This is a genomic window from Gabonibacter massiliensis (assembly GCA_001487125.1).
In the GTDB taxonomy this organism is placed as follows: Bacteria; Bacteroidota; Bacteroidia; order Bacteroidales; family Marinifilaceae; genus Gabonibacter; species Gabonibacter massiliensis.
Genome location: LN913013.1, coordinates 2,067,726 through 2,080,135 on the forward strand (window position 1 = coordinate 2,067,726; position 12,410 = coordinate 2,080,135).

Consider the following 12,410-nt stretch of genomic DNA (forward strand, 5'->3'; position numbering starts at 1 on the left):
AAAAACAATACCGCTTATTTCATCGTGTTTATTTATTATAATTTATTTACTTTATTTTGCGTTGCTTTGTTTTTCAATCTCTTTGATACCTTTCTCCGTGCATATTGCCATTAAAAAATTATTGATGATGGTTTCTACTACGGTTTCTATCGGATAGGCGATTTGGCTAAATACCTCGGGTTCCCGTAAGAAACTCAATTGTTTCCCCAGCAGGTAGACTTGTAGTTCCGCATCGATTTCCGATCTGAAGTATTTTTGGTTGATGCCTGTTTTTATTAAATCGGTTAGGAAATTTTTTGTAAAATTTTCATCATTTTTCATGATTTTTTGATATACCGCCGGATGGTATTTTTTAATATCGAAATAATTTGCCGGGACCCTTCGAGAGAGGTCATGAATCATGTATGTCTTAATTTTATTCATGATTTCAATCGGATTCATTTTCTGAACGCCTTCCATATCGGCTTGTTTGCTTCTGGCTAATCTTCGATGGACTAAAACTTGTTCAACGACATCGTCTTTGTTATTAAACAATTGGTAAAGAGTCTTTTTCGAGATCTTCAGATGATTGGCTATATCATCCATGGAAGTACTCCGGAGACCGTATTTCAGAAATAATTCGGAAATATTCTCCAATAATTCCTCTTTTTGTTGCGGGTTGTTGTAATCCATCGTTTCTTGTATTAATGTTGTACGAGGAAACGAAACACCTTTAAAACGTTTCCGTGGGCAAAGGTATATAATAATTGAAATTATACGAATGCTGTGTAGTTAATTTTCTGTTAATTTGCAAAGAGAGAAAAACTTTTGGATTCTGTGATTAGGAGATTAAATTTGAATCACTAAATCACTGAATCGGCAATTCCCTAATCTCAGAATTCTTTAATGTATTCCCGTACGTCCCAGCTTATCGTTTAGTTTACGACGAATGGTGTTGATTGCATTTTTGCGTTTAATCCATTCCAACACTTGCGACAAATCTCCGCTGTTTTGTAGTTCCAATATGCGATTGTCGGCTTCGCGGGCAAGCATTTCTATTCTTCGCATTTTGTAGTTATCCAGAATCTTAGGTAGTAACTCGATCAACTTCATTTGTTCGGTCTGAATAAAACTTTCCATTCTATTCCATATCTTGCTCAATTCGTAAGGTTCGCTTAAGATCGTTGCAACGATCGTACTTACTTTTAGATCGGGATGGGCAATGAAATGACGGGCTGGAATAAATGTTCCTGATTGGTATTCCCGTTTGTATTCATTTTGAATCGTGTTGAATACCGGATTTAGTAATTCCAAATCATCTTCGGCCAATTCCCGGATAATAAACTCTCCCACGGAAACCATACGTTCAATCCCATTCACCTTTTCTTCATACAAATCGTTTGTTCCGTACAAAATAAGATAGCGAATTAGTACGGTCTCTTCCAGATCACAAGGAGTGACACTCCTCATCATTTTCTCTCCCCCGTTCAAATCCGGTTCCTGTTGCACGCCTTTCTTACCTGCCTCTTCCTCACCTTTCTTCCGGATTTTGGCTATTTCCGTGTACAAGATGCGTTCTTCTACCTCCAACTGGTGTGCCGTCTCCCGAACGTATACGGAGCGGGTAATATTATCGGGAATTTTTGAAATGCTACGTACAATGTCACTGATTAACCTCGCCTTTTCAACCGGGTCATCTCCGGCACTTCCAAGCAACAATTTGGTTTTAAAACTTATAAAATCGGTTTCATTATGGGCGATATACTCTGTCAGCTCATGCGAAGAGTGACTTCTGGCAAACGAATCCGGGTCTTCTCCGTCCGGCAGCAAAAGTACCCGTACATTCAATCCCTCTTCCAAAACCAAATCTATTCCTCGTAAAGAGGCCTTAATTCCGGCAGCATCTCCGTCATATATAATCGTGACATTAGGTGTCAATCGACGGATCAAACGAATCTGCTCTATCGTCAATGATGTACCCGAAGAAGCCACGACGTTTTCGATCCCTTTCGCGTGAAAAGAGATAACATCCGTGTAACCTTCGACCAAAATGCAACGGTCTTGTTGTACGATACTCTTTTTCGCAAAATAGATACCGTACAACGTTTTACTCTTGTGATAAATTTCGGATTCGGGGGAATTCAGGTATTTCGATACTTTTTTATCGGTCGACATGGTTCGCCCGCCAAAGGCAATCACTTTTCCGGCTAAATCCAATACCGGAAACATCACCCTTGCCCGAAAACGGTCGAATATACCCCGTTCATTTTCGATCGATAATCCTGTCTTTACCAGAAATTCTTTTTTGTATCCTTTGCCGATTGCCGTATTGGAAAAAGCACCCCAATCTTCAGGATTATAACCTAACCCGAATTTTTCGATCATCTCGTCACTGATCCCCCGCTGCTTCAAATAGCCGAGTCCGACAGAGCGGCCTTCATCCGTATGGTGTAACTGGTACTTAAAATATTCCTGAGCATAGGCCGTAACCACCAACATACTCTCCCTCTCCGTCTTCTCCTTCTTTTGCTCTTCGGTCAACTCCTTTTCCTCGATGGGAATATGGTATTTAGCGGCTAAATATTTCAATGCTTCCACGTAAGATAACTGCTCGTGTTCCATGATAAAATTCACCGCGTTGCCCCCTTTTCCACAACCAAAACATTTGTATATGCCTTTGGCCGGGGATACCGTGAACGAACCCGTCTTTTCGTTATGAAACGGACACAATCCAAGGTAGTTTACCCCCCGCTTTTTTAAACTTACAAAGTCGGAAACAACCTCCAATATGTCTGCAGCATCAAAAATCTTTTGTATGGTAGCCTGATCAATCATAAGGCAAAGATAATGCTTAATAAGCAGAATTAACTCCATTCCGGAGGACAAAAATTCAATGACGAATCAATCGATTAAAAGATTGGCAATTGAACGATTGGGTGATTCAATGATTCCGTGATGAGAATTTGAATCACTAAATCTCTAATCTCAGAATTCTCTTGGTTTGCAATTTACAATGAGCGAAAGGCATTCATAATTCCGTGATGAGAATATATCCGTTTTCCCGGTACTCGATTTTTAGGGAGGAGTCGACTTTTAATAGTTTACGGACCCGGCTGGCGTATTTTTTGAGCTCGGATGCTTTGCCGAGGTTAGCTTGGCCCCATACTCCCTCGATAAGGTATTCACGTGAGGCCACTTCCTGATTCTTTGCGCACAATAATTGCAGGAAACGGGCATCGATGGTTTTTAAGGATGTACTTTCGCCATCGATTGTCAGTGTTCGCGCACTGCTATTGTAAGTTGTACGGGGTGAAAGTTGGTACAGATGAGGGGTATTCAGGTTTGTCATGATTTTTTGGCTGATACGTTTCAGGTAGGCCACGAGTATTTCCGGCGGACGCTCTTTACAGATGAATTCGTCTGCTCCGGCATCCAGGATCGCTATTTCTTTTTCTGCCTCTCCGTGCAAAGAGTAAACGATGATAAAAGTTTGGAGATCTTGCTTCCGGACGAGTTGAGTCAATTGAAGTCCGTTAATACCCGGCATATCGAGATCGAGCAAGAGAATATCCGGCTTTTTTCTTTTGTAAGCTTTCCAGGCTTCTTCGCCGTCAGGGGCGATCTCGACCAGAAAATTATGCTTTTCTAGAATTGCTCGAGTCAGTGCTGCTCCCAGTAGATCGTCTTCGGCGTAGAGTATATTGATCTTATTTTCCATTTTTAGCGATGTTATTTTTTTTCCGGCGATTTTTTCGGGGTAATGTAATGGTGATCGAGGTTCCTTCTCCTTCGGTACTCGTCAGATCGATTTTTCCCCCGTGAGCGGAAATTACCGTGCGAACGTAATGTAAACCTTGCCCATGTCCCTTTATTTCGTGATTGTTTTGGTGATCTCCGCGATTGTAGCGTTCGAATACTTGTTTTTGGTTTTTGGAAGAAATTCCGAAGCCGTTATCCTGAATCGTGATTCGGATAAATTGGACATCTATCTCTTCACACGTGATTTTTATGGCTACCCGGTCTCCGGAATACTTTAAAGCATTGTCCACGAGATTCTGGAAAACGGCACTTAAGAAATGATAGTCTCCCGAGATGATGTTATCGGTCGGTAAAAAATCGACCAGAATCGTAAATTCTTTTTCTTCTTTTACGTTCCATTGTTTTTTTTCTGTTAGGGCTTGCAACATTTCCGCCAGATCGAAATCCCGTAATTTTAGTCGCAACCCGTGTTCATCAGTGGATTGAAGTAACATCTGATGGATGGTGTGTAACATCTCGTTCAATTGTTTTTCGCTTTGTTTAAGAAAGGAATGTTGTTCCGGGGATATCGTGTCGTGTAATAGGTGGCAGATTTTGATTTGATTTACGACGGGACGTTTCAGGTCGTGTACTATATTGTTGATAAACAGTTCCCGGTGTTTACCGTTTATTTTTTCCTTTCGAACGGTTCGATTAAGGTTCACGATACACAGGATAAGTAAAGCGGTCATGAAAATAACAAGAATGACCTGTCCGGAGGTCGATTGCAGGAAAAGTGCGGTCGGGTAGTCATAAGCGACAAGCAAAATATCTTTGGAGATAAATCCGAGGGTATCCTTATATTCATAAGATGCGGGAAGATCGACCTGTTTTTTCGGGTAAGTATCGATATTTTTTCCGGTCTTGTCTGAAACAAGGAAACGCATGGAAAGTTTTTTCAACATTACAGAATCCTGTTTTTCCTGTAAATAGCTGTAAAAATGCTCTAAGGTCCAAAGTTCCGGATCCCGAATATCGTAAGTACATTGTTCCATGACATGTTTAATGTCGTCTTGCGGGTATAGTTGGTGTTTAAATTTCTGATTATTAATGATGTATCTTAATTCGTTATTTCTCGCGTTGAAACTGATCGAGTAACCCGATTTTTTCAGATTGGTAGACTTCATGTTGAACTCGTGGATAGCTCCTTTGATCATTTCATTTTGTTGATATATGTGTGCATTTTTTCTCAGCCTGTATAAATTATTCACGTGAATCAATTGGTTGCACAAAAGAATAGATCCCGCAAAAATTGTAATATTCCAAACAAAACGCATTCTTTGATCCATTTTTCATTTATTTTGCTTCAAAGTTATAAAATTCGCAACCCTCTCGCAACCTTTTTTTAATTTTAGGTGATTCGTAGTGTGTATTTTTGTAAAAATAAAAAATATAAAACTATGAAAAGTGGAGCTATATTGATTCTTATATTTTGGATAGTAATTATAGGATGTAATGGATCTAAAACATCGGACACAAAAAGTAATTTTCCGAAAAAAGATCTTGTATTACCTGAGGCATATGATACATTAACAAAGAAACAAGGGAATAAAGCATATCTGAAATTTGTTAAGAAACAATATGATTTTGGAACCATTAAGAAAGAAAAGTTGGGTTGGAACAAGAAGATGCTATACGCGATAGCCGCAACAGGGAACAAAATGTTAAATAAAGCAGGTGATATTGCATCTGCTTCCGATTCGGATCACCCTTTAGTTAAATCCCGATCTGAATCCGGTTCCGGCTCCGGTTGGAAGAATTGTAGTTGCTCGACGAAACAGGATTTTTGTGATTTGACCGGAGAATTTCAACAAAGATGTAGAGAGGACGCAGGATGTAAATTAGATTTTATCGATTGTGGATGGTTTAGGACACAAGCATGTGATGGTAATTGTCGTCATTTATGGGCTTAATTAACAATTTTATGAAGAAATATATATGGATTTTTACCAGTGCCGCCTTATTGGAGACTCTAATTTTCCCTTTAAGGGGGTTGTATTTACCGACTTATCCCTATTTAGGACATCAGGTCTGTCTGTTCGTGGGAGCTATTCTATTTTTTCTATTAACAGTGTATATGTTACAAAAGTATAAGAATAGGATAAAGCCTTCTTATGTAATTATTCTTTTGCTTATCGGAAGTTGTATTCTGGAGCTGCCTAACGATATTTATCTTTATATACGTTACGGTTATCTAACAGCTTCTCCTCCGCAACTTCTTCTTCGCTGGATCGGCATCATTGGGGGATTAATCTATTGCAGGATGGAAAAGAAACAGCGGAAAATTCTTCTTTTGTCTTGCGGCATACTCGTAATTTTTTTGGCTTTATGGGGAAATCCTTATTGGTTAAAACTACTGTGAAAGATATTTTATTAAAAAATAAAGTGATTCCGTGATTCGGAGATTATGTGATTTTGATGGTAATTTTTGGGTAAGAAAACAAAAGTGTTATTGGATTAAGGTTATGAAGAAATATATATGGATTTTTATTAGTGCCGCCTTATTGGAGACTCTAATTTTCCCTTTAAGGGGGTTGTATTTACCGACTTGTCCCTATTTAGGACATCAGGTCTGTCTGTTCGTGGGAGCTATTCTATTTTTCCTGTTAACGATATACATGTTACGAAAGTACAAGGGGCAGACGAAACCTTTTTACACGGTTCTTTTTTTGCTAATTGGAAGTTGTATTCTGGAACTGCCTGATGATATTTATCTTTATATACGTTACGGTTATCTAACAGCTTCTCCTCCGCAACTTCTTCTTCGCTGGATCGGCATCATTGGGGGATTAATCTATTGCAGGATGGAAAAGAAACAGCGGAAAATACTTCTTTTGTTTTGTGGTATACTCGTAATTTTTTTGGCTTTATGGGGAAATCCTTATTGGTTAAAACTACTGTGAAAGATATTTTTATTAAAAAATCAAGTGATTCCGTGATTCGGAGATTATGTGATTTTGATGGTAATTTTTGGGTAAGAAAACAAAAGTGTTATTGGATTAAGGTTATGAAGAAATATATATGGATTTTTATTAGTGCCGCCTTATTGGAGACTCTAATTTTCCCTTTAAGGGGGTTGTATTTACCGACTTGTCCCTATTTAGGACATCAGGTCTGTCTGTTCGTGGGAGCTATTCTATTTTTCCTGTTAACGATATACATGTTACGAAAGTACAAGGGGCAGACGAAACCTTTTTACACGGTTCTTTTTTTGCTAATTGGAAGTTGTATTCTGGAGCTGCCTGATAGTATTTTTTTATATATACGTTACGGTGATATATCAGCTTCTCCTCCGCAACTTCTTCTTCGTTGGATCGGTATCATTGGGGGATTAATCTATTGTCGGGTGGAAAAGAAACAGCAGAAGATTTTCCTTTTGTTTTGCGGTATACTGGTAATTTTTTTGGCTTTATGGGGAAATATTTATTGGTTTCAACTCTAAAAGAAATTTGAGGTGAAAGGATAAAGTGCTATTAATAATCTATTGGACTTTAAAAATGAAATTTTTATAATAAATGCCCATGATAAATAAATTATTACTTGGTTTAATTATTATGTCTATATTAACTTTAATGGATAGTTGTTCTAAGGAATTCCTTGAAGTTGATAGAGGTATAGCGGACTTTGAAAAAGAAGCCAGACTTTATTTTGAACAAAACGCATCGGATATACAAGTTGTCCAAATCGGAAAGGCAAAAGAACATTTGGCAAAAAGTATAAATATAAGGTCTCGAGTTATACGTCCCGATTGGAAAAAGTCAATATCCGTTAAACATGGAGCTGTTTCGACGCTGGAAGTACCGTTAAATGGAGAGGTTTACTCGAAGAGTTGGTATACCCGAAAAGTAGCTGATCGAGGGTTTGAAAATACGCTCACGAACGTGGAAATAAAGTTGATTATTCAAAAACATGATAAAATAAATGAATTTCGCTATTTCATCGTGACCCTCATCGGCCGTGACGACAACGGACGATCTTCCCGGAAACACGGTTATTTGAATAGCCGGAATTTCAGCGGGCTGATGATATTCTCGGACGTAGAAGGAAATTACCTCGACTGTTACCAATTCACGGGCGGTAACAAGCAAAGGGTACGCCTGGCCAGGACAACGGGAGAGAAGAACATCCGTCCGGAACACGTTGTAAGCAGTTTTAACCTTATTGATGAAAACGGCCCAGGGGTGTACTTGCGGGGAGGAGAGGGCGGCGGGGGTACGTCACCCTCTTACTGCGCTATATGCCATAGCCAGAATTGCGACGGGGAGTGTGAGGTCGTGGTGACTTACTGCGGAGAGTGTAACAGGCCCGCCGAAAGATGCGCGTGTTGTTGGTCATGCAAAAAATATCCGTGTGTATGCTTCACTCCGCCGCCACCGGATTGGAGATGCCCCTATTGCAGCATGTCCTTTTGCCCTGGAAATTGTCAGACGGGTGGTGGCGGAGGCGGAGGTGGTAGCGGGGAAATACCGTCAGTTTCTCCGCAAGGAATGCTTTCCAAAACCCTTTTTTCTAATTACTCCCGATTGACAAGCGAACAATGGCAACAAGTTGAAGATATATTGAATAATATAAATAATGATTGTATGGGAGGAAATCTTTTAGGTAGCTTGGCAGGTAAGAATATTCAACTTATCCACGATGGGGGATTGAGTGGTTCCGGAAGTTATAACCACCAGACGAAACAACTCCGGATAAAGAGGTTTGACGATCCCCGTCAAATAGGTACGGTAGAAGCGACTCTCTTGCATGAACTTATACATGGTCGACAAACTCATAATCCCAACGCAAAACTAAATTTAGAGATAGAGGCCTTTTTTGCAGTATATAGATATGCTTTAAGAAACGCAAGTATTGCACTTGTTGGCGATGAATATCAGAACATAATTACATTAAATGAATTTTTAGATCCTCAATATAATGTTATAGAAGATGGTTTTAACGATGTTTATGAGTCTGTTATTGGTGATATTAAAAAAATCGGTAATTACAGCACTTACCCGGAATCTTCATCGGCAAGAAATTTTTCCACGGTAAAAGAACTATCAATAGATTGTGAACAGTAAAAACTAAACGTCATGAAATTATTAGTAATACTATTCGTATCGGTACTCGGGATGACAGACGTGAAGGCACAAGTTCTATACACGCCGGGAGACACGGTAAAAGGAAAAAACATGAACTATTGCTGTATAAAGCAAACTAAATTTACAACGAAAGTGAAAAATACACGAAACGTGCATCCATTTGAAAAGATGTATTTTGATAACGGTGAAGTTGTACCTCCACGTTGGGGATTTGGTGTGAGCTATAATTTTGAGTTTAAAGAATTCGTGCAAGTATTCAAAGACGCCCTTACAGCAGAAGAATTAAACCAATTAAAAGGAAAGAGAGGAATTTTCCAAGTAAATGTTATCGCAGATAAAGCGGGGAATGCTATAGAACTGGAGTTTATATTCTTTACAGATGACCCCGTTTTATCAAAATTGGATCCGGACAGGTTATTTCAACTGGAAACCAAGTTAAAAAAATTATTGAAATTAAAATTATCGGATGATGACCGCAAAATAAAGAACATAAAATATATTGTTGCTGTAAGTTATAGAAGAGATTTAAAGTGACTTTAAATTTGGCACGTTTCTCCGCTAACCGCTATGAATAGCACTTTATCACAAGTAACAGTAAATTGCAACTGATAAAAATTAAATGTTATGAAAATTTGTGCTATTACTCGTATCGCTACTTGGGATGACAAACATGAAGGCACAAGTACTCTATACCCCGAGAGATACGGTAAAAGAAAAAACCTGAGTTATTATTGTTCTAAACAAACCGATTTTACAATCAAAGTAAAAAACACGCAAAACGTCCATACATTTGAAAAGATGTATTTTGACAATGGTGAAATTGTACCACCGGATTGGATGTCAGGTTCAAAGTATAATTTTGAGTTTAAAGAATTCGTGCAAGTATTCAAAGACGTACTCACCACGGAAGAATTAAACCATTGAAAGGGGTAAGAAGTTTTTTTCAGGTAAAAGTTGTTGCTGACAAAGCGAGGAATGCCCTGGAATTGGGGTTTGTCATTTTTGTAGAAAGTACTGTTTTATCAAAGTTGGATTCGGACAGATTATTTCAACTGGAAACCAAATTAAAAAAGTTACTAAAATTGAAATTATTCGGAGGGATCGTAAAATAAAGAATTTAAAATATACTAATATTATAAGATTTAGAATAAATCTAAAATTAGCATATTTCCCCGTGTATTTATTGAAATCTCTAAGTACTTTTTAAATGAAACCTAATACTATTTTTGATAACATATCCCTGTTTATGCTCGGGGGATTATTTACGGTATTGCCTTTTATATCAAATCGATTTATTGATCAAGATGGGACTATACCGATATTCTTTATATCTATATTGTATTCCATTGATGTTATTTTAGTCGATATATTTGTGAATCGGTCGTAATTTTCTTGTAAAATGATCTGTTGTTCGACTATCGGTAGCATTTGGGAACGGAGGTAAAGGATTCTGGGATTAAAAGATAGGTGATTTAATGATTTATGATTTCGGATTTTAGATTTATAGGTAGGTGTTTAAAATCGCGCGTTAGCCCTGTTTGAAGTGTATCCCAATTACTATTGGTTGTATTACCAAAACTTAATTTTCTGGTCTTGGTAGGTAAAGATTCGTTCTTCGATGTCGGTCGTACGGTTACGGAGCCAGAGAAGTGCGTCTTTGGGAATGTTGTCGTACTCGAGGTAGTAATCCGTGGCTGTTTTCCGACCTAAAGATTGCCAGCCGTTCAGATCGTGGTAGAAAAGTTCGTATTCGTTTTCAGGGTATATTCCGTTCCCGTCGCTTCGGGGGAGGCATATTATTTTAGCTATTTCGACGGGAGAATCAAAACGGATGTTAACTGCTTCGTCTTTTTTTACTCGTGTATTTGTAAGAGGATTGTGATCGAAACCTTTAGTAAAGATTGAATCTGTGGTTCCTTTTAATCGTTCTCCTCTGGAACTGATCAATATGATCTCACCGATATTTGTCGAAATGGGTGATGTGATTCGGTAGTGTCGGTATAATTTGCGGGTTTTAATTTCTCCGAACAAATAAGTGATCTCGGATGTTTCTAAATTTGTCAGGAGTGTATCTGATTCTTGGAGTTCAGGGTCATTGCTTCCTTCAAAAGTGATACGTTCGAGTTCTCGGGCATAGGAGAGTAAATTTTCGTTGAGAGGATATTTTCGTTTTATACGAATGACTTGACGTGTAGATGTATCTGGGATAAGGTATTCTACTTCTCCTTTCAAGTTTAATATGAATGGATAGTTTATACTCGTTGCTTCTTTGTTCTCGAAACAAAGAGGTAGATAAACGAGATTTTTGGCGATATTCTTAAATTCGATTTTTTTTCGTTTTACCTTTCCTATGATTGCGGGTTGCCAGTTTAAGTTATTGAATATACCCAAGTAGGCGTGATGAGGGGTATTCGTTAACTTATCGTTTATTCGAATTCGGATATTTGTTGTGTGTAAATAGCGGTTACTGATGTCTTTGATAAAAGGGTTTCGGAATAACTCAGGGATGTATTCATTTTTATGAGGAGAGTAAATTGGGTTGTGGGAATAGGTTTTTAGATATACTCTTGCCATTTTTTTACCTGAGACATGGACTTTTTCATCGTCTTTGAATTCGGCAGAGACAAGTTCGTTCCAGTGGTGAAAACCGTTCCGGTTGACATAATGAAAAATGTGTTTGACAGCCGAGGGTAAACCTAAAGCTCTAGATCTGAAATTTTCTTCAAGAGTCGAATGAGAACACTCCACGTAGATATGATAACGGAAAAGTTTTTGTATAAAAAAAGGCACGAACGATGTTTGCGGTTCTGTGAAATTCATCATGTATTGGATGCCGTTTCCAAGAGAATAAGCTTTTAAATCTTCAGAAGAGATGTGGAGCGAATCGATCCATAAATCCAATCGTTCGTTTTCAAAGCGGTAGGGCAGAAGGTATTCCAAAAATAGGTCGAAGGGATAATCTTCGAGCCAAGGGTATTGATTTAGCCGTTCGAACGAAAGATCGATGTGCCGAATCAGAAAATCTGCTTTAATGTGTTCGATGTCTTCCTCTTTTCGGGATGCATCTCGTAGCCAGTCGATTTTGCTTAAAGAGATATCCAAGGCTTTTTTGGCAAAATAGGAGGCTGTTGTGTCCGCGTAAATCTTTTCCCGGTACTCGTTGATTAACGTTCCTTGTATGGTGTAATGGCCCGGCATATTTTCGATTAGAAATTCGGCGGCTTTCAGCTTGAGGGCGTCTGCCGGATGTTGGGCATAGTGTGCAAGCACTTTTTCCAGCTCCTTCTGGTTTTCCTTAGCCAGTTTTAAAGCGTTTTCCAATTTGTCGTTCTTTTGTCCGCAGGAAGAAAAAAATATACACAACATCACACAAAAGTACATCGTTCTCATGGTTCTAAAATTAGCATGTAAACATACAAAATATAAAGAGTGATCGATGCTGAAATGGTTGCGAATGGGTTGCGAATAGCGGGATAATGCAGGGTGTTTAATTGTAGGTTGTAGATTTTAAATTGTAAATTACAAAATGCAGCGTCCAATTTACAATTA

12 protein-coding genes are annotated in these 12,410 nt (G+C 38.5%); 7 read left to right on the forward strand and 5 right to left on the reverse strand.

Annotated features, from left to right (window positions below; genetic code table 11):
- Positions 1 to 51 precede the first annotated feature (51 nt).
- The 4 genes from BN3283_RS13105 to BN3283_RS13120 form a co-directional block, all read right to left on the reverse strand.
- A complete protein-coding gene (locus tag BN3283_RS13105) occupies positions 52 to 672 on the reverse strand; it encodes a TetR/AcrR family transcriptional regulator (protein ID WP_041503282.1) in 621 nt (206 codons plus the stop codon).
- Between the two features lie 210 nt (positions 673 to 882).
- The gene (gene dnaG, locus BN3283_RS13110) at positions 883 to 2,814 is read right to left on the reverse strand and encodes a DNA primase (RefSeq protein ID WP_059027268.1); all 1,932 of its coding nucleotides are present in this window, start codon (positions 2,812 to 2,814) and stop codon (positions 883 to 885) included.
- A gap of 193 nt (positions 2,815 to 3,007) precedes the next feature.
- A complete protein-coding gene (locus BN3283_RS13115; RefSeq protein WP_059026893.1) occupies positions 3,008 to 3,697 on the reverse strand; it encodes a response regulator transcription factor in 690 nt (229 codons plus the stop codon).
- Complete coding sequence (locus BN3283_RS13120) at positions 3,687 to 5,066, reverse strand: sensor histidine kinase (RefSeq protein ID WP_082667109.1); 1,380 nt, start codon at positions 5,064 to 5,066, stop codon at positions 3,687 to 3,689. The genes BN3283_RS13115 and BN3283_RS13120 overlap by 11 nt, the downstream gene beginning before the upstream one ends.
- Before the next feature lie 111 nt (positions 5,067 to 5,177).
- Here BN3283_RS13120 and BN3283_RS13125 point away from each other — a divergent pair, with 111 nt between their 5' ends.
- The 7 genes from BN3283_RS13125 to BN3283_RS13155 all read left to right on the forward strand — a co-directional run bounded on the left by BN3283_RS13125 (position 5,178) and on the right by BN3283_RS13155 (position 9,785).
- Positions 5,178 to 5,690 carry a bacteriocin fulvocin C-related protein gene (locus BN3283_RS13125; RefSeq protein WP_059026898.1) on the forward strand — a complete coding sequence of 171 codons (513 nt, stop codon included), beginning with the start codon at positions 5,178 to 5,180 and terminating at the stop codon, positions 5,688 to 5,690.
- A gap of 11 nt (positions 5,691 to 5,701) precedes the next feature.
- The gene (locus BN3283_RS13130; protein ID WP_147625611.1) at positions 5,702 to 6,139 is read left to right on the forward strand and encodes a hypothetical protein; all 438 of its coding nucleotides are present in this window, start codon (positions 5,702 to 5,704) and stop codon (positions 6,137 to 6,139) included.
- Between the two features lie 103 nt (positions 6,140 to 6,242).
- Positions 6,243 to 6,680, forward strand: a complete 438-nt coding sequence (locus tag BN3283_RS13135) for a hypothetical protein (protein ID WP_147625613.1) — start codon at positions 6,243 to 6,245, stop codon at positions 6,678 to 6,680.
- Between the two features lie 104 nt (positions 6,681 to 6,784).
- Complete coding sequence (locus tag BN3283_RS13140) at positions 6,785 to 7,219, forward strand: hypothetical protein (RefSeq protein WP_147625615.1); 435 nt, start codon at positions 6,785 to 6,787, stop codon at positions 7,217 to 7,219.
- Between the two features lie 112 nt (positions 7,220 to 7,331).
- Positions 7,332 to 8,840, forward strand: a complete 1,509-nt coding sequence (locus tag BN3283_RS13145; protein WP_286137674.1) for a hypothetical protein — start codon at positions 7,332 to 7,334, stop codon at positions 8,838 to 8,840.
- A gap of 111 nt (positions 8,841 to 8,951) precedes the next feature.
- Positions 8,952 to 9,395 carry a hypothetical protein gene (locus BN3283_RS13150; protein ID WP_147625619.1) on the forward strand — a complete coding sequence of 148 codons (444 nt, stop codon included), beginning with the start codon at positions 8,952 to 8,954 and terminating at the stop codon, positions 9,393 to 9,395.
- 90 nt (positions 9,396 to 9,485) lie between these two features.
- Entirely contained in the window at positions 9,486 to 9,785 is a 300-nt protein-coding gene (locus BN3283_RS13155; protein WP_059026909.1) for a hypothetical protein, read from the forward strand.
- 645 nt (positions 9,786 to 10,430) lie between these two features.
- Here BN3283_RS13155 and BN3283_RS13165 read toward each other — a convergent pair.
- Positions 10,431 to 12,251 (reverse strand): hypothetical protein, encoded by a 1,821-nt coding sequence (locus tag BN3283_RS13165; RefSeq protein ID WP_147625621.1) that lies wholly within the window; start codon positions 12,249 to 12,251, stop codon positions 10,431 to 10,433.
- Positions 12,252 to 12,410 lie beyond the last annotated feature (159 nt).